The 19,369-nt window shown below is 38.2% G+C and carries 11 protein-coding genes; 7 read left to right on the forward strand and 4 right to left on the reverse strand.

The window, feature by feature from the left end; all coding sequences use genetic code 11:
- Nucleotides 1–29 precede the first annotated feature (29 nt).
- The gene (locus tag IQ247_RS17680) at nt 30–608 is read left to right on the forward strand and encodes a hypothetical protein (protein WP_193922282.1); all 579 of its coding nucleotides are present in this window, start codon (nt 30–32) and stop codon (nt 606–608) included.
- Nucleotides 609–875: 267 nt separating this feature from the next.
- On the opposite strand, the gene IQ247_RS17685 is transcribed toward IQ247_RS17680, so the two are convergent.
- Both IQ247_RS17685 and IQ247_RS17690 read right to left on the reverse strand, forming a co-directional pair.
- Nucleotides 876–1,481: a Coq4 family protein gene (locus tag IQ247_RS17685; protein WP_193922284.1), complete on the reverse strand. Its 606-nt coding sequence runs from the start codon at nt 1,479–1,481 to the stop codon at nt 876–878.
- Between the two features lie 353 nt (nt 1,482–1,834).
- Nucleotides 1,835–3,538 carry a hypothetical protein gene (locus IQ247_RS17690; RefSeq protein WP_193922286.1) on the reverse strand — a complete coding sequence of 568 codons (1,704 nt, stop codon included), beginning with the start codon at nt 3,536–3,538 and terminating at the stop codon, nt 1,835–1,837.
- Nucleotides 3,539–4,287: 749 nt separating this feature from the next.
- Here IQ247_RS17690 and psaA point away from each other — a divergent pair.
- From psaA to IQ247_RS17720, 6 genes are all read left to right on the forward strand, one after another.
- The gene (gene psaA, locus IQ247_RS17695; protein ID WP_193922288.1) at nt 4,288–6,546 is read left to right on the forward strand and encodes a photosystem I core protein PsaA; all 2,259 of its coding nucleotides are present in this window, start codon (nt 4,288–4,290) and stop codon (nt 6,544–6,546) included.
- 247 nt (nt 6,547–6,793) lie between these two features.
- A complete protein-coding gene (psaB, locus tag IQ247_RS17700; protein ID WP_193922290.1) occupies nt 6,794–9,010 on the forward strand; it encodes a photosystem I core protein PsaB in 2,217 nt (738 codons plus the stop codon).
- Between the two features lie 402 nt (nt 9,011–9,412).
- Nucleotides 9,413–11,431, forward strand: a complete 2,019-nt coding sequence (locus tag IQ247_RS17705) for an ATP-binding protein (protein ID WP_193922300.1) — start codon at nt 9,413–9,415, stop codon at nt 11,429–11,431.
- Nucleotides 11,432–11,450: 19 nt separating this feature from the next.
- Nucleotides 11,451–12,803 carry a NurA domain-containing protein gene (locus IQ247_RS17710; protein ID WP_193922302.1) on the forward strand — a complete coding sequence of 451 codons (1,353 nt, stop codon included), beginning with the start codon at nt 11,451–11,453 and terminating at the stop codon, nt 12,801–12,803.
- Between the two features lie 81 nt (nt 12,804–12,884).
- Nucleotides 12,885–13,823, forward strand: coding sequence for a DNA-methyltransferase (locus IQ247_RS17715; protein WP_193922304.1), 939 nt, complete (start codon nt 12,885–12,887; stop codon nt 13,821–13,823).
- A gap of 286 nt (nt 13,824–14,109) precedes the next feature.
- Nucleotides 14,110–15,093, forward strand: coding sequence for an SGNH/GDSL hydrolase family protein (locus tag IQ247_RS17720; RefSeq protein ID WP_193922306.1), 984 nt, complete (start codon nt 14,110–14,112; stop codon nt 15,091–15,093).
- 147 nt (nt 15,094–15,240) lie between these two features.
- Here the strand turns inward: IQ247_RS17720 and IQ247_RS17725 are convergent, their stop codons facing one another.
- Nucleotides 15,241–16,953, reverse strand: coding sequence for a serine/threonine protein kinase (locus IQ247_RS17725; protein WP_193922308.1), 1,713 nt, complete (start codon nt 16,951–16,953; stop codon nt 15,241–15,243).
- 612 nt (nt 16,954–17,565) lie between these two features.
- A partial coding sequence (locus tag IQ247_RS17730; protein ID WP_193922310.1) for a BamA/TamA family outer membrane protein occupies nt 17,566–19,369 on the reverse strand: 1,804 nt, incomplete at its 5' end.

Raw genomic sequence — 19,369 nt, forward strand, 5'->3', positions numbered from 1 at the left:
ATATCTATTGAATTGAAGTCATTGATTCGATGAAGCAAGCACATTTATTGAAACTTACCACGATAGCTTTATTATCTTTGGGAAGCATGGCAGTTGTCGGGGGAGGTTTCTTTTTTACACAAGCTTTTAGTAATAAAAAACAAGTTGAGGTAGTAACAAATAATTCAAATTATCAAGATATTCGTCATAATATTTGGTCTAATCAAACACAAGTAAAACATTTTCCCGCCGTTGTTCCCAACTTTGCTACAGATGTGCGGGTTATTTATTATCCAGGTTCTCCACAATACGGCAGAATTTTTCAACTCAGAATGAAACTACCAGAAATGCAGATCAAAAAAGCACTGAATGAATACAGAGATATAGCTAAATATAAATATCAAGGTGGTGATACAAATGACCATGCTAATCAGGAAAATGGCGTACCTACCACTTTTTTATATACCAGTGATTTGCAACCAGGAACTTTTCCAACAACCTATGAAATATTAGTATTAAATGCTAATAATCGGGGAACTACCAATTTTCCTTGGAATCATGGAGATAGTTATGGAGTTGCAGTTGATAAAATCGCTTCAGAAATTGTTTATTGGGCTGAAGAATGGTGAAACCATTTTGGATTTTAGATTTTGCAGAAAGTTGAGCCACTGCTCGGCTATGGTTTCCCGACTTGTAGCAAGTGGCATTGGGGTATAGATTCTCTTCCCCCAAAACTTTTCAAGACGGATTTTAGATTGAAGAAGTCTGGTTTTTTAGAAAAACCCGACTTCTAATTGTAGTTATGATTGTGGGATTATATTTGTCGTAGTTTACTTTCCCAAAGTCAAAGGAGTAATCATGTTAATCAATATTAAAATAAAATATGATCGAAATAATTAAATTTGCGGTAATCCCAAATTTTTTCTAACTCTATTTAAAGATTCTTCCCAATGTTCTTCAAAGCGATATCCCAGCAAAAAGTTTGCATTCTCACCTAATTCTTGTCCTTTTTTACGATTTATAATAATTGCTTGAATTTGTCGGGGTGCAATAATTGGATAAAGCAATTTTGCAAACCACAAGCTAATTTTTAACGATTTACTATAATTTTGTGCCGCAGCGAATGCTAACACTCCGATTTCACCTGCATAACTGGTATCAAAATTTAGTAAAACATGAAAAATATCATGAGTGATAACATATCGTAAAGCGAAAACATTACGTTGAGCAACTTCTTCTAATTCAGAACTAATATTGAGTGGTTGAAGATTGTTTATCTTCATATGTTTAGCATACTCTCGTCCAAATGTACCTTGTGGATATTCAATTAATTTATCTAAATCAATTTTTGGGTGATATCCTACTACATTTTGCAATTTATCAGCGACTTCCGTCGAAACTTTTGCACCCAAAACATCCGATTTAAGAATAGCAAAATCACCGTAGTTTTGTGAGTTCTTATAAGCTAAAGCCGCTTGAATTTGTTTGAATTTATTCAGCATATAACTACAACCTCAAAATCCCGATAAAACACTCATTTTTATAATAATAATGATATGTTTATATCTATTCTATTTATTTACGTTTACGTTCGCTGATTGGATGCTCAAAACTTATCTAACAAAACCAAATTACTCCGCGCTACTCTGCTTTTAACTTAGCGTTATTCTGCGTTACGATGATTAATCCTCGATTACTAAATCCCGATGAAAAGAAGCTGTAAAACCTGAATTTTTCGTGGGTAAGAAGTCGGGTTTTGAACAGGATTTTCTGGTGTTACCAATAGAATACCGTAAAAACCCCTACTCCCTACTCCCTTGTCCTAATTACAAACCTCAGCTAAACTGGAGAACATTTATTCTTCAATTAATTCTCTAGTTGGTTGCTCAGTTAGTGGCAAATCTTGAGGTATTTCAACTTCAGGAGAAACTTCGGGAACTGTACGTCGAGGAAGATTGAAATATTCTTTTAATTTCTTAGTTGTGGACTGTTTTGCTTCTGGACTTATTTCTATTTGTGGTTTGTTTTTCAAAGGTTGAATAATTTCAGGTAATGTCGGTGGTAATTCCGGAGTCGGTTCTATTTTTGGTTCCAATTTAGTATTTGTTGGTGTTTCTTTTGTTGGAAATTCTGGTGTAATTTCTGGTATTGGGGTTTCAATTACTTTTGGGATTGTTTCTTCTAAATCTAAATTAGTTTCCGCTTGCGGTGTTTTGATTACTTCCGGAATTGTTGTTTTATCTTCTTTGCCGCGCTTAAATCTATCAAAAAATCCTCTTGGTTGTTCTGATTTTTCTTCTAAATTAGTTTCCGGTTGTGGTGTTTCAATTACTTCTGGAATTGTCTCTTCTAAATTAGTTTCCAGTTGTGGTGTTTCAATTACTTCTGGAATTGTCTCTTCTAAATTAGTTTCCGGTTGTGGTGTTTCAATTACTTCTGGAATTGTCTCTTCTAAATTAGTTTCCGGTTGTGGTGTTTCAATTACTTCTGGAGTTGGTGTTTTTTCCGCTTCACCACGCTTGAATCGCTTGAAAAATCCACCTTCTGATTCTTCTGATTCTTTTACTTGCTTTTCACTAGGTATTTCAACTGCATAATTTGCATCTACAATTCCACGTAAATCTTCAGATACAAGTTCTCCTCGAACAATTTTTGCAAGAGTATCTTTACCTTTAGATTCGTAATTAATTACTCTAACTGTACTATTAAAAACATTTTTTACAGGATTACCTTGATTATCTATAAATTCTAGTTTTACCCAGTTTTTACCCGGATTAAAACCTTTAAGATATAACGATTGCCACCTATCAATAATAAAACTTTCACCATTAATTGTGCAGCGAATTCGCCAATCTGCGATCGCGCTGTCTGGATTATCTTTAGCTAAAAGATGTAAGGGAGCGTTAGTCAGATAAAAATCAAGTAAAATCGGCTCTGCACCATAACTACCTTGGGGATGATTGTAAGTTAATATTGGCAGATTGCTATCTGGATTGTTATCATCGCTTTTAGTGAATACATGAAATTTAGTTTGAGCATAGGCACCTTCATTTTTAAAGCTTTCATGCCAAGGACGAGAAGCAAATACACGCAGAGTATGAGTACCCGGTGATAAATCTACTAACTCTAACGGTTGACTTAAGTCATAAACTTCTAATTCTGGTTGATTATCTAAAATTACTTTTAAATGTGAACCAAGTCCATATTTTACGTTTTTAAATATTGGTAAATCTTTAACTTGTAAGCTAACTTGTAATTTATCTTCTTGTAATACTTCTTCTGGTTGAGGATTAAGTATTTTTACCTGGGGCTGATATACTTCTAAAGTTTGACGCAATTCTTGAATAATTTCGGGAGGAGCAACTTCGGAAATTTTTCTCGAAAGTTGAGCGTCCTTTTGCTCTATTGGTTCAGATAATTTAATCGATACATCTTGACTAACCGCTTTACCTCCGCAAGCAGTTAAACTTAATACCAACATCGATACTATCAAGGTCTTAAATAGCGCGTACCTGTTCCGAATCAGCTTTGTTAAAGCCCTAGTAAGCAATGAATTCATTTTTTCTACCTGGTAGATTACTGTTGGTTCTATATAAATATTAATCATAGGCATAAAACCATTATTCAGTTAAATAGACATCTCCGATAAAGACGCGAACCCTTGCGTCTCTACAAGGGTTTCGATTGACGCATATTTCATTTCCGGAGATGTTTAATCAACCATAAATGCAGGATTAAATGAGTTGATCGCAAAAACTGAATATTTAATAATCCAATACATACAATATGTATATCAAAAGATATATTTACAATATTTTACATAGTAATTTGAAAGTTTGATTAAAGTTTGATTAATACCTATATATCGTAGATAAGCATTAATCTTTACCTAAAAATTTTCTGAATGCTGTTTATAGTACCGATACTTAATCACTATTTCAAATATTGTGACCATAAGATAAAGCAATGTAAAGGTAATAGCGATGCTACCCGGTTGTATGGTAAGCACAGCAAGAAAGATATCAATTGTTACTATTTGTAAAAAAAATATATAAACTATTGACTTTTGAGCCAAGGCTAAAGCCTGAAAGTACGATCAAGTAAAAAATTAGAGAAGTTTTAATTATTGTTAATCAGACGCTCACAATGTGGGATAAATGACCTTATAATTCAACGAGAAAGCAATATTCACATAGAGTCTTTGCTGCTGAAAAAGCATACAAATGTAAACGCGAGTCGCGTAACATTTATTTGTAAAGACAACTAGTGGAAAAGTTCCTCAGTCCTTTTTATTAGAGAGGAGGTCGAATGACAATTAGTCCTCCGGAGCGAGAGGAAAAGAAAGCAAGAGTCATCGTTGATAAAGACCCGGTACCAACCTCATTTGAACGATGGGGCAAGCCAGGACATTTTGATAGAACCCTTGCTAAAGGTCCAAAAACCACTACATGGATTTGGAACCTGCACGCACTCGCCCACGATTTTGATTCGCATACAAGTGATTTAGAAGATGTATCCCGCAAGATATTCGCAGCCCACTTCGGACATCTAGCCGTAGTGTTCATCTGGCTGAGCGGGATGATATTTCACGGGGCTCGTTTTTCCAACTACGAAGCTTGGTTAATGGACCCGTTGAATATCAAGCCAAGCGCTCAAGTTGTTTGGCCTATAGTTGGTCAACAAATTTTAAATGGTGATGTAGGTGGTGGATTCCACGGAATTCAAATCACTTCTGGTTTATTCCAGGTATGGCGTGGTTGGGGTATTACTAACTCATTCCAGCTATACTGCACAGCCATTGGTGGCTTGGTAATGGCAGGATTAATGCTATTTGCTGGTTGGTTCCACTATCACAAACGCGCTCCCAAATTGGAATGGTTCCAAAACGTGGAGTCGATGCTCAACCACCACTTATCAGTGTTGTTGGGTTGTGGTTCCTTGGGCTGGGCTGGTCATATAATCCACGTCTCTGCACCAACTAACAAATTGTTAGATGCGGGAGTAGCCCTCAAAGACGTGCCACTGCCTCATGAGTTCATTCTGAACAAAGACCTGTTGACCGAGCTTTATCCCGGTTTTGCCAACGGATTAGCGCCTTTCTTCACCTTGAACTGGGGTCAATATGCAGATATTTTGACCTTCAAAGGCGGTTTAAACCCCGTGACTGGCGGTTTGTGGATGTCAGATATTGCCCATCACCACTTGGCGATCGCGGTAGTATTTATTGTCGCCGGTCATATGTACCGTACCAACTGGGGTATCGGTCACAGCATTAAAACAATTTTGGAAAATCATAAAGGACCCTTCACTGGTGAAGGTCACAAGGGTATTTATGAAAACTTGACCACATCTTGGCACGCCCAATTGGCAGTAAACCTAGCAGCGCTGGGTTCATTGACCATCATCGTGGCGCACCATATGTACGCGATGCCTCCCTATCCATATTTAGCAACTGACTATGCAACGCAGTTGTGTATCTTCACCCATCATATGTGGATTGGCGGCTTCTGTATCGTCGGTGGTGCAGCCCACGCAGCCATTTTCATGGTGCGTGATTATGACCCAGTAGTAAACCGAGATAACATTGTGGATCGGATGATTCGTCACCGAGATGCGATTATCTCCCACTTAAACTGGGTATGTATATTCCTCGGCTTCCACAGCTTTGGACTGTATATTCATAACGACACAATGCGTGCTTTGGGTCGCCCCCAAGATATGTTCTCGGATACGGCGATTCAATTGCAGCCAGTATTTGCTCAGTGGGTACAAAACCTCCACACCTTGGCACCTGGCGGCACTGCACCGAATGCATTGGAACCTGTTAGCTATGCTTTCGGTGGCGGTATTCTAGCTGTAGGCGGAAAAGTCGCAATGATGCCCATTGCTTTGGGTACAGCCGACTTCTTGGTTCACCACATCCACGCCTTTACAATTCACGTTACCGTTTTGATTCTGTTGAAAGGCGTACTGTTTGCTCGCAGTTCTCGCTTGATTCCAGATAAAGCAAACTTAGGCTTCCGCTTCCCTTGTGACGGTCCCGGACGTGGTGGTACTTGTCAGGTATCCGGTTGGGATCACGTATTCCTCGGATTATTCTGGATGTACAACTCCCTATCGATTGTAATTTTCCACTTTAGTTGGAAGATGCAGTCAGATGTATGGGGAACCGTAGACGCAGCAGGCAACGTATCGCACCTGACTGGTGGTAACTTCGCTCAAAGTGCAATTACTATCAATGGTTGGTTACGGGACTTCTTGTGGGCGCAAGCTTCACAGGTAATCAACTCTTACGGTAGTGCGCTTTCTGCCTATGGTTTACTGTTCTTAGGCGCTCACTTTGTATGGGCATTCAGCTTAATGTTCCTGTTCAGCGGTCGCGGCTACTGGCAAGAATTGATTGAGTCCATTGTTTGGGCGCATAATAAACTGAAAGTAGCACCATCAATACAGCCTCGTGCTTTGAGTATTATTCAAGGTCGTGCTGTTGGAGTCGCTCACTATTTATTAGGTGGTATCGTTACTACCTGGGCATTCTTCCATGCCAGAATTATTTCGTTAGGTTAGCAAGCTCAATAGTTAGGAGTTAGGAGTTAGGAGTTAGGAGTTGAAAGTTAGGAGTTGAAAGTTAGGAATAAAAATCAACAAGATTAGTAGTTAAGAGTAAAGAGTCAAGAACTTATAACTCGCAACTCGAAATTAACTATCTCTCAATTCATAACTCATAACTCATAACTCATAACTCATAACTCATAACTCATAACTCTCAACTCAAATTATTAATGGCTCTCATGTCAGAGGATTTATAAAACCTATGGCAACAAAATTTCCAAAATTTAGCCAAGACCTCGCACAAGACCCGACTACTCGTCGGATTTGGTATGCGATCGCGATGGGAAATGACTTTGAAAGCCACGATGGAATGACCGAGGAGAATCTTTACCAAAAGATTTTCGCTACTCATTTTGGTCATTTGGCAATCATTTTCTTATGGGCATCTAGCCTTTTATTCCATGTAGCTTGGCAAGGTAACTTTGAACAGTGGATTAAAGATCCTCTTCATATCAGCCCTATCGCTCATGCGATTTGGGACCCCCACTTTGGTAAACCAGCGATCGACGCATTTACTCAAGGTGGCGTAGATTATCCGGTTAACATTGCTTACTCTGGTGTCTACCACTGGTGGTACACCATTGGGATGCGGACAAACAACGACCTTTATTCTGGTTCGGTGTTTCTCCTATTGTTAGCAGCGGTATTCCTGTTTGCTGGTTGGTTGCATTTACAACCCAAGTTCCGCCCCAGTCTTTCTTGGTTCAAGAGTGCAGAACCTCGTTTAAACCACCACTTGGCAGGTTTATTCGGTGTTAGCTCCTTGGCTTGGACTGGTCACTTGGTACACGTAGCTATTCCCGAATCTCGTGGACAACACGTAGGTTGGGATAACTTCCTCAGCACCCTACCGCACCCAGCAGGATTACAACCCTTCTTTACGGGAAATTGGGGAGCTTATGCAGCTAACCCCGATACTGCTAACCATATATTTGGAACATCTCAAGGTTCCGGTACGGCGATTCTCACCTTCTTAGGTGGTTTTCATCCCCAAACAGAATCCTTGTGGTTGACCGATATGGCTCATCACCACTTGGCGATCGCGGTAATCTTTATTGTTGCCGGTCATATGTACCGGACAAACTTCGGCATTGGTCACAGCATCAAAGAAATGCTCAACGCCAAGAACTTCTTTGGCACCAAAACTGAAGGACAATTCAACTTACCCCACCAAGGGTTGTACGACACCATCAATAACTCGCTACACTTCCAGTTGTCCTTGGCACTGGCAGCATTAGGAACAATTACTTCCTTGGTAGCGCAGCATATGTACGCACTGCCGCCTTATGCCTTCATGGCAAGGGACTACACAACACAGGCAGCGTTGTACACTCACCACCAGTACATTGCAGTCTTTTTAATGACTGGTGCCTTTGCCCACGCCGCTATCTTCTGGGTACGCGATTATGACCCAGAACAAAACAAAGGCAACGTATTAGACCGCGTGTTGAAGCATAAAGAAGCGATTATCTCCCACTTAAGTTGGGTATCCCTTTTCTTAGGTTTCCACACCTTGAGTCTGTACGTACATAACGACGTAGTTGTAGCTTTTGGTACACCTGAAAAGCAGATTTTGATTGAGCCAGTATTTGCTCAATTCATTCAAGCTGCTCACGGAAAAGTGTTGTACGGCATGGATACATTGCTATCCAACCCTGACAGTATTGCTTCCACAGCAGGTGCTGCTTGGTTGCCTGGATGGGTAGATGCCATCAACAACACTACCAATTCATTATTCTTAACCATCGGTCCTGGGGACTTCTTGGTACACCACGCCTTCGCATTGGCAATCCACACCACCGTATTAATTTTGGTTAAAGGTGCTTTGGATGCTCGTGGTTCCAAATTGATGCCCGATAAAAAAGACTTTGGTTATGCATTCCCTTGCGACGGTCCCGGACGTGGTGGTACTTGTGATATCTCCGGTTGGGACTCCTTCTACCTAGCATTATTCTGGTCATTGAATACAGTGGGATGGGTAACATTCTACTGGCACTGGAAACATCTGGGTATATGGCAAGGAAACGTAGCTGCGTTTAATGAAAACTCCACATATCTCATGGGATGGCTCAGAGATTATTTGTGGAACTATTCAGCATCACTGATTAACGGTTACAACCCCTACGGTATGAATAACCTGTCCGTCTGGGCTTGGATGTTCCTCTTCGGACACCTTGTTTGGGCAACTGGCTTCATGTTCCTCATCTCCTGGAGGGGTTACTGGCAAGAATTGATTGAAACACTTGTATGGGCTCACGAGCGCACACCTTTAGCGAACTTAGTTCGTTGGAAAGATAAGCCCGTTGCTATGTCCATTGTTCAAGGTCGTTTGATTGGGTTAGCTCACTTTACAGTGGGTTATATCCTTACCTATGGCGCATTCCTGATAGCCTCAACGGCGAGTAGGGTAGGCGGATAACATGAAGACGAAGTAAGTAAATTTTTAGAAATATAAAATCCCTCACCTGATGGTGGGGGATTTTTTGTATGTGGGGTATTGAAGTCCCCTAAAATCTGGCGAATAGAATTCACGGCTACACAGGCAAAGTCCGCCGTGCTAGCGGACTCAATAATAAAAAATATCTTGTAGGTTGGGTTAGACACGAAAACCAAATTTCGCTTTTGATGTAGAATCTATCAAATCGTGTCGTAACCCAACATCATGATTTTGGATAAATAAAAAAATCCTTCGTTGTAATTTGGTAGATTTTTTGTATCAAGTATCAAATAGATATAAGATATTCACAAGAAAAAATACAGTATTGCTTTGTCAATAAATTATTTACAGACTTATAAAATATTAGCGATTTTGTAATTAAATATGAGCATCAGTAGAGAATTAACCCAAATTAAGCTTTTTAAGCGAAGAGAAGATGGAGAATGGGACACAGGTATTTTTGTTGCTCGCCCTTTTCGTTTTAGTTATAGCAAGGCAGAAATCCTTGTAGCTGATGCCTGGAAACAAAGAGCTAAAGGTATTCCACAGGGATGTTTCTTGCTCGCATATTATGATAATGAATTGGATGACAAGGCAAATATTGAAGCAATTTTACTTCGTGTCATCCAACCAACAAAGCTACCTACGGATCAAGAAGTTATCAGTAGTATGGTTGAATACTACAAAGATAATATCCGTACAGGCACTAATCAAAAGTCTCAATTAGATTCATTCACGCGCTATGAATTTTCTTTCAGCGGTTTGGAATGCTCTGTATTAGGTTCTTTCTATCTTGATAACGTAGGCAAAAGCCGTTTCGGTGCGGATTTAGAAAATTTCTATAGCGCACATAATTATTCGGTTATTAAACCATCCACTGATATATTAAAGGCTATTGTAAACTACAGGGAGAATGGTGTTCCAGGAGGAACGGGAGATATTAAAATAGGGAAAGTTCGCTATAGTTCTAGTAGACGCTTTCAGCAAACTGAGACTGATGTCCCTGTATATGTTAAAGCTCCTGATTTTGCGGGAAAAAGAACTGCTTTGTTTGGTATGACGCGAACAGGTAAATCAAATACTCTTAAAAAGATAATTCAAGCTTGCGTTGAAATGAGTGACAATGCACAATTTCAACTAGATAAAGATCAGGAAAATGTTGACGAAATTTTAAACGCTTTCACAGAGGACAATAATCCAAAGTATCCAATTGGTCAAATCATTTTTGATATAAATGGTGAATACGCTAATCCAAACCTTCAAGATCAAGGTACGGCTATTTTTGATTTATACAAAAAACAAACAGTTAGATATTCAACTGTAGCAAAGCCAGATTTTTTGGAAATGAAGGTTAATTTTTATAATGAAATAGAAAATGGGTTCGATCTGATAAGAACCTATCCTACTATTGCAAACGATAATACTCGATTTGTAACGGGCTTTAAAACAGTCGATTTGGCTAAGCCTGAAGATTATGCTACAAATCGTTCGGCTGCTGCTCGTCACGACCGCAGAATTGCTGTTTATCTTTGCTGTTTATATCGAGCGGGTTTTCAAGCTCCATCAAATTTCAAAATAAAATTTACTGCAAATCAAGAGGTTCGCAGTGTTGTGAGTCAAGGTATTAATCCAAGCCAAGGAATCTCTCTTGATGATGCAGCCAATTGGTGGGAGTCTTTATGGGATATTTACGACAATAATGATATTGAAGTTTTTAGAAATTATAAACAACAAAATGATCGTGAATGGGCTGATGATGATTTAAAAGCTTTATTAGTAATGCTCACTCGTAAAAGCCGATCCGGTAAGAGAGCTGATTGTTCTGGCTTCAGAGTTCTCAAACCAGTAATTGAGCAACATACCAGTACTGCTCAGGAACCTTTTGACCTAGATATTTTAAATAATCTTAGGCAGGGGAAAATTGTAATTATTGACCTTTCGCTTGGTAATCCTGAGATTCAGCGTATGTTTAGTGAAAGAATTTGCAATCGCATTTTTGCAGATGCTATCAGCCGGTTTACTAGCACTCAAGCGAATAATTTTATCCAGTTTTATTTTGAAGAAGCACATAATCTTTTCCCCAAAAAAGAGGATACAAATTTATCTCAAATCTACAATCGTTTAGCGAAAGAAGGAGCTAAATTGAATTTAGGTTTAATCTACGCAACCCAAGAAGTTAGCTCAATCAGTAGTAATATTTTGAAAGCAACACAGAACTGGTTTATCTCGCACCTTAATAATGAAGATGAGATCAAAGAACTGCGGAAATATTATGATTTTAGCGACTTTACTGAAGGCTTGATTCGCTTTAGCCAAGATACGGACAAAGGCTTTGTTCGTATGAAAACTTACAGTAATCCATTTGTAATTCCCGTTCAAATTGACCGCTTTCCTCCCGAATAATAATTTCCTGAATAAGAATATGGGCTACAACAGCAGAAATAATCGCCGTCCTTTTGAAACAGCAAGCAAAGCTTCTCATCATCATATTATTAATGACCCAGAAGTGCAGGCATTGATGGAGCGTATTTATCAACCTCCTCGTGCAGAAAATATTCCGTTAACAGATTTGACCGTAAAATTTACTCCACCTGATAACAATCCTGTAGAAGCTATTATTGCTGTTGATGGGGGTTATACAGAGGCTATTCTAGAAAAAGATTTTCCTTCTAGAAGTATTCACTTTTTACAATTTGGGGCATTATTTTTTAAACAGGAAGATTTAGCCCAAATTCATTCTAGCGCCTTTATTGCACCAGAAGATATGGCCAAGCTTAAAAATATTAACCGGCTGAAATTAGCTTTACCCACTAAGAATATTCGACTTAAAGATGAGAATACACTCAAAAATAGTGTTCTTACAACAATTTTTGAATTTTTTAGGAAAAACACATTAGACGAAGATAAAAGCTTGATTGATACTTTAGCTTGGTTTGTTTTTCGTCGTTATAAAGGTGGACAAAGAACTGAGGAAGATAGGCTTTGGAAACTGGCTACAAATCCTCTCAGTTCAGAAGGCAATTCAGTCAAGCTCTTAGAGCAAGATATGGATAGGGAATATAGTTTTCCTTGTCCAGAAACAGGAGGAAGGATTCACCTTACCGATATTTTCCGTTTACATGAAGTAATAGATGAGGAAACAGGAGCTGCTGGAATATTAGGTTATTTAGTAAATGTTGTCGAACATCTCATCATTGTTCATTTAATTCGCCAATTATTGAATCGTCAGCCAGATATACTCACAAAGATACTTTTTATTAAAGATGGTCCACTAGGCTTTTTTGGTCAAACTGCTGGTTTACATAAACCAATGCGCGACCTTATAAACTTTCTTTTAAGTAAACAGAACATTCTCTTGGCAGGTTTGGAAAAGAGCGGTGCATTTGTAGATCATGCCCACGACCTCCAGAAAACCTTGGATTTTGGAACAGCTGTTGTTCTAACAGATAAATATATTTATCGGTATATTTTGCCTGGTTCGGGAGACCCTAGCAGCCCATATGCATCTACTAGCAATTATGGTCATAAAGTTATCTTTAAAACTCACAGTGGACAGATGCACGTAATTTCATTACCAGTCGAAGAATTAAAAAAGACCCCTATTGATAAAGATTTACCAAATTTACAAGTCATACTAGCAAATGTGGAAGCATTACATTGTGATATGTATGATTCAGCGCTATTTCCTGTAGCCCTTGTAAATAAATTAGTGAGCCTCTCGGCTCATCCAAGTCAGCGCATCCTTCAAAAATTCGCGAGCCAGACAGTTAAATAAAAGTTTATAAATAGTATGAATCTGGTGTTCAAAAGAAGCTATAAATATAAAGTTGAGATGAACTTATAGTAGTCAAAGCTCTTGCGAGAAAAAATTATTAAGCATAGAAAAGCCAAAGCAATTAACTTTAAACCATACTATTCCCAGAAATGCGGTCAAGCATATTTGGGCGATAGTTTGAAATTGATTGAACACATATCAGATAACAGTATTAATTTAATACTTACCTCACCTCCATTTGCATTGACACGTCAAAAAGAATATGGCAATCAACGTGAGGAAGATTATATAGAATGGTTTCTACCTTTTGCCAAAGAGTTTAAAAGAGTATTAGCCGAAGATGGTTCTTTTGTATTAGATTTAGGCGGCGCTTATCTTCCAGGCTTGCCAGTTCGTAGCCTTTATCAATATGAACTTTTGCTGACATTATGTAAAAAACTCGGCTTTTATCTTGCCCAAGAATTATATCACTACAATCCAGCTCGATTACCGACTCCTGCTGAATGGGTTACTGTTAGACGAATTCGTGTAAAGGATTCAGTAAATGTAGTTTGGTGGTTATCTAAAACGCCTCATCCTAAAGCTGATAATACCAAAGTGCTAAAGCCTTATAGCAAAAGCATGAAAAATTTGCTTGAGAAAGGCTATGAAGCAAAATTACGTCCTAGCGGACATGATATTTCCAATAAATTCCAAAAAGATAACAAAGGAGCAATTCCACCAAATTTTTTAGAAGCGCAAAACTTTTTAAAAATAGGTAACACTGAATCAAATAGTGCTTATATGCGACGCTGCAAACAAGCGGGAATCAAACCTCATCCAGCGCGTTTCCCTCGTGGTTTTGCGGAGTTCTTTATTAAATTTCTTACAGATGAAAACGATACTATTTTAGATCCCTTTGCGGGTTCAAATACTACGGGTTTCGTTGCAGAAAGCTTACAACGTCGTTGGGTATCGTTTGAAATTAACGAAAATTATCTTGTCGGAAGTCAGTATAGATTTGAAGATAGCAAGCCCTAAGTAAATTTAGATAAGTATTACTTCGCAGTTGCAATCAAGGCGCTCTCTTACAAAGTTGGCGTTTTTTTTATGTAAAACTCTTAAAACAAGATGTAATCGTAAAAACTTCATCAAGTCTCCGAATATACCGATAATTCTTTGTGGAGAATTTAATTAATACTGCTAAAAATAGCTTTACATGACTATAGAATGTATTTAAAAATAAGAAAAATAATCATTTGACACAAGCTAATTCCACAAGAACACAGCAGTCATTTGACTAAGTATGGAGTAAAGTACAAACTACATGAGAGACTTGTATCTACTGACAACAAGCTTGTTAATCGGATTGACAATACCAACATCGATTTTACCAAAGTTACCAACAGTCAAACCACAACATTATCAGCTTTTATTAAACCTAGAAAAGCAAGCAACAAAAGTAGAGAATACAATCTCCGACTCAGAAATGCCTTTATCGGACTTTATATCTCAAAGAGTTTCACCACCGACAAAATTCTCTTTTAATTCTCCTCAAGTTGTAGAAAAAAGATTAATCTCTGGAAGTCAACTTTATCATCAAAGGTTAGCTGCTCTCAAAGCAGGTTATATTTATACAAGATTACCTAGCGAACAGTTGCAATCGCTCTTAATTACTAGAAGAAAATCCAAGCTAACATATCAAGATTGGAAAAATTTATTGGCTTTAGAAGCCGTGGCAATCGCTAAAGGACAAGGTAACAATCGCTTAAGTATTATGTTAGGTGATTCTTTGAGTCTCTGGTTTCCCATAAATCAACTTCCCAGTCAAAAGTTGTGGTTAAATCAAGGTATATCGGGTGATACTTCCACGGGAGTATTAAGAAGAATATCTGCATTTTCTTCTACAAAGCCAGAAATAATTTATATCATGGCTGGTATCAACGATTTAAGAAAAGGTACGTCAGATACTGTGATTTTAAACAATCATCGTCAAATGATTCGGAGTTTAAAACGTACTCATCCCAATAGTTATATTATTATTCAATCAATATTACCAACTCGTTTACCAACAATTCCTAATACTCGCATTCGCACTATCAATACACAATTAGCAAATATTGCTAAACAAGAAGGTGTTAATTATATTAACCTTCATAAATGGTTTGCTGATTTTCAAGGAGATTTACGACAAGACTTGACTACCGATGGTTTACATTTAAGTTTAGAAGGTTATCAAGTTTGGCTAGCTGCAATACAGCAAATAGAAGAAAAGTTAGCTATTTCTAAATCTACAACTACTCTACAATAGCAGTTCATCACTAATAAAGGCACTCAACATGAAAATTTTTTGTTCATTGCCATGAATGTAAGCGTTTTTCTCACTACTGCCTACTCACTTACAAGTCAGTATGCAGTAGGGAATAATTATACAAATATAACAAGTCGAGTTTTTTAATTAATTACTATTTTGTGAATCACTTCCAACCTGTTGAGTCGGTACTATTACGGATTGAACTGGAGGATTAGAGCTTGATTGTTTTGCTGGTACTGTCGGTACTATTACAGGTTGAATAGGTTTTTTCTCCGGTTTTACTTTGACGCTATTTTTAGGAGATGAACCACTATTACGAGAATCTCTTACTTCTCTAAGTCTTTCTACTAAAGACTGTGAAGGAACTGCTTTCTGAGATGAACTCGAAGCTGCTTTGGGTGGAATCGTAGTATTTATTACTGATGTACCTGAAGAATCACTGTTATTTCTCGAACTGGGTTTCGACGATCGCGATGTAGATTGATTATAATCGGCTGATTGTTGGGTTTTCTGAGAAGATGAAGATGATTGAGAGTTACTGCTTGAACTTGAAGCAGTACTATTACGTCTGCGTCTTCTAGGAGTATAAGTTGTCGATTCTTTTGTGGTTCTAGTTCTCGTTACTCTTCTTTGAGGAGTGTTATTACTGTTTGAAGAAGTTTCCCTTTGTTTTGCAGCTTCAGTTTCTTGAGGTGAAGGTGAAACTGTAGGAGATGATTCTACAACAGGAATTTCTGCTGCTGTTTCTACCGATTGTTCGATAACTGGTACAGCTTGCTGTTGTCTTTCTGTTGTCGAAGCAATCTTTGTTAAACCAAAACCTAATGTCACACCAAAAATTGCTACACCCGTACTAATCAAAACTTTGGGTGAAGGTACTTTTTTAAACCAAGTTTCTTTAATATTGCTAGTTACTTTTCCTGAAATTGATGTCGGTGCTAAATCTGGATCGATCGCAACAACTGCTGGTGGTACAGGTTCGTAATTTTGGGTTGATAAATCAATCGTTGGTACTGCATGAGTCGGTACTGCTTGAATAATAGTTCTTCCCCGAACAGGTAGCAAGTCTAACCATGACTCTACTGTTTGCGGACGAAAACGCGCTTCTACAGCCATACCGCGCATTACCGCTTGATTTACCGCAGCACTCAAATGGGGCTGTAATTCGCGAGGAGCAGGCATTTTTTCCCTATCCCGCAATAATACCGGCATCGGTACTTGTGCTGTTAGTAATGCATATAGAGTAGATGCCAAACCGTATATATCGGTAGCTGGCGATCGCGGTGCGCTGGTTAGATATTGTTCGATTGGAGAATAGCCTTCGGATACCATTCCGGTATGAGTTTGTCTGACCCCGGTGTTAAATTCCCTTGCAATACCAAAATCAATTAAAATAACTTCATTGGTATTTTGCCGCAAAATAATATTATCTGGCTTAATATCTCTATGCAATAAACCTTTTTGATGTACTACCCCCAAAGCCGCACCAATTTGACGAATATAATGAATCGCAATTTCTTCTTTTAAAGGTATTCCCGGCATCACAAATGCTTCACCCAAGGTATCACCAGGAATATACTCCATTACCATATAAGGTAAATTCGCTTCTACGAAGAAGTCGCTCACCCGCACAATGTTGGGATGAACACAACTCGCTAATCTTCTAGCTTCATCTTGAAATTGAGATTCAAATTTCGCAAAATCTGGATGCTTTTGAAGTTTATGGTTAAGGGTTTTGATCACCACCTCTTGATGCAAGAAATGATGAGTTGCTTTGTAAGTGACACCAAAACCACCCCTTCCAATTTCCTGGTTGATAGTATATTTACCACCCTGTAAGGTTTTACCAGTTAGCATAGTGATTTTATTTTGGGATTTTACAATTGGCGAAAGCGACAATCTAATTTATCATTTTAAACTAGGACTGACTTGTTACCTGGATGCTTAGAAAACTAAAGCTCTCAAATAGTAACAAATAATACGTTAATATCGTTTATTTTAATTTATTGCTTTTCCAGCATTACATATTAATTTTTAATATGTGATTTTGAGTAAGTATAAATCATCAACAGTGAAAAATCATTAATTAAATTAAATCAGTTATCAATCGTGAGGGGCATGGTGTTCTATTTAAACCCGCCACCAACCCCTGCCACTAATCAGCTTTCCCTAGGGGAACGCTTCGCGTACAGTTGTCAGTTGACGCTGATATAGTGGGACTTAAACCCAATTATCTTGACTGATAACTGTTAAATATTTTTTCTATTTCAATTACTTATTAATTTTTTAATAAATAATTTTATCAAAAAAATAAATCAGAGGCTAATTATACCATATTTGAGTTATGATGTCTAGTTTTTTGCCGACAATCAGAAGTCGGGTTTTTAAAATAACTCTGTTGTATCGTTGATATTTGAGAAAAAACCCGACTTCTCATTTTGACCTTTGACCTATGACTTTTGACCTATGTTAAAATCGATGACCGATACCAAAATGAACTTTACTTTCGCCTTGATCATTAAGACCGTAGTCAGCACGAATTAATCCTAAAGGTGAATTTAACCGTAAACCAGCACCGTAACCAAAACCTTCACCTGGTTTACCTCTAACTCCCGCAGGATTGCCGATTACTGTATCCCCAGAACCTAAATCTGTGGCAAAATCAGCGAATAAGACTCCTCCTAAAGAATCTAAAATGGGGATGGGAAAGCGATATTCTGCGGAAGCTAATACGTAAGAGCGACCGCTACCAACATCACCAGCATCATAACCGCGAACGGAATTGGAACCACCTAAATTAAAGGTTTCATAAGGAGGTAAATCTCCTATTATTGTACCCGCTTGGACGTTAAAGGCAAATACTTGACTTTGAGAAGATTCAAATAATTTTACTGGTACATATTGTGTATAATCAGCCCGCAAACGGTTCATTGAGATTTCCCCTTGTCCGAAGGGAAGGGATTGTTCTGTACTTAATTTGAGAACAGAACCTTGGGTAGGATTAAAAGCATTATCGCGCATATCTTTAGTCGCGTTTAGAGATACAGTTGCTAAATCATCAATACCAGTACCACTTTTTGTTAATGGATTATTTTGAACGTCATTTGCGGTAATTTTACCTTCTCTATCACTGATACTAACGCGAGTGTAGTTAAACCCTAAACTAGTATTCCATCCGTCAATTGGACGCTGAAAACTGACGCTACCACCAATTTTGCCTTCTCGGACTTTATCACCGTTGGCTAATTTGATATCGCTGTCAAAAGTATCAGAAATTTGACGTTTGCGAAAAGCACTTATACTGTAACCTAGACGGTCAGGCTCATTTTCTCGATAAGGACTAGTAAATCTACCATCAAAGTTGATATCCCGTTGAGAAAGTTGGAGATTAACATTTAAATTTTCGTTGATACCGCCAATATTGCGATCGCTATAATTTAATGTACCGATAATTCCTTGGTCAGCACTATAATTACCACCGACATTTACAGAACGCGCTCCAGTTTCTTTAATGTAGTAAACTACATCAAGGTTATTTGCATCACCTTCGAGTTCCAAATTAACTCTTTCAAATAACCCCGTAGCATACAACCGCTGAATATCTTGTCTAATCTTACTTTCTTGAAATACTTGTCCGGGTTGAAGTTGTATTTGCTTGTTTAAAAATTCCGCTTGAGTACGTCCCTGTATCGGTTTACCTTTTTTATCAACCGTTTGATTATCATCATTAATAAAGCGGAATTTTATATTTTCAATCGTACCTTCGGCTACATTTACATCCAATACCCCTTGACGATTAGGTTTAATTGCAATTACCCGTGCCAAACTATAACTATTTTCGGTATACCATTTATTAATATTTTCTACTGCTGTTTTCATCTCGCTTGGGCTAATCGGTTTACCAATTTGCGATTGAAAAATTGTTTGAGCAACTTCATAAGAAAGCGCTTTCGCTCCAGTTAATTGCAGCGAATTTACGATTAGAGGTTTTACCTGAAATACCACACTCAAACCTTGCTCGTTACTGCGACTGTTGACAGTAGCACCCGCGAATAAACCAGTATCTAAAATAGCCGTTACATCTTGTTCTAGTTGAGTTTGACTAGTTTCCCCACCCGGTTGTGTTTTAATTACACCTTGAATAACGGACTGTAACTCCGAAGTAACCCCTACTATCCGCACATCAGTAGCAGGAACTACGAAATCATTTCCAGTTTTTACCGGAATCTGAGAAGGAGGAAGGGGGGGAGATTGAGAGATGGGGGGATTAGGG

Source organism: Plectonema cf. radiosum LEGE 06105, from assembly GCF_015207665.1.
GTDB classification, from domain to species: Bacteria; Cyanobacteriota; Cyanobacteriia; order Cyanobacteriales; family Nostocaceae; genus Rivularia; species Rivularia radiosa_A.

What these genes read in the sequence shown, in the direction of transcription:
- IQ247_RS17680 (WP_193922282.1), top strand. Translation starts at nt 30, where the DNA reads ATGAAGCAAGCACATTTATTGAAACTTACCACGATAGCTTTATTATCT.
- IQ247_RS17685 (WP_193922284.1), bottom strand. Translation starts at nt 1,481, where the DNA reads ATGCTGAATAAATTCAAACAAATTCAAGCGGCTTTAGCTTATAAGAAC.
- IQ247_RS17690 (WP_193922286.1), bottom strand. Translation starts at nt 3,538, where the DNA reads ATGAATTCATTGCTTACTAGGGCTTTAACAAAGCTGATTCGGAACAGG.
- psaA (WP_193922288.1), top strand. Translation starts at nt 4,288, where the DNA reads ATGACAATTAGTCCTCCGGAGCGAGAGGAAAAGAAAGCAAGAGTCATC.
- psaB (WP_193922290.1), top strand. Translation starts at nt 6,794, where the DNA reads ATGGCAACAAAATTTCCAAAATTTAGCCAAGACCTCGCACAAGACCCG.
- IQ247_RS17705 (WP_193922300.1), top strand. Translation starts at nt 9,413, where the DNA reads ATGAGCATCAGTAGAGAATTAACCCAAATTAAGCTTTTTAAGCGAAGA.
- IQ247_RS17710 (WP_193922302.1), top strand. Translation starts at nt 11,451, where the DNA reads ATGGGCTACAACAGCAGAAATAATCGCCGTCCTTTTGAAACAGCAAGC.
- IQ247_RS17720 (WP_193922306.1), top strand. Translation starts at nt 14,110, where the DNA reads ATGAGAGACTTGTATCTACTGACAACAAGCTTGTTAATCGGATTGACA.
- IQ247_RS17725 (WP_193922308.1), bottom strand. Translation starts at nt 16,953, where the DNA reads ATGCTAACTGGTAAAACCTTACAGGGTGGTAAATATACTATCAACCAG.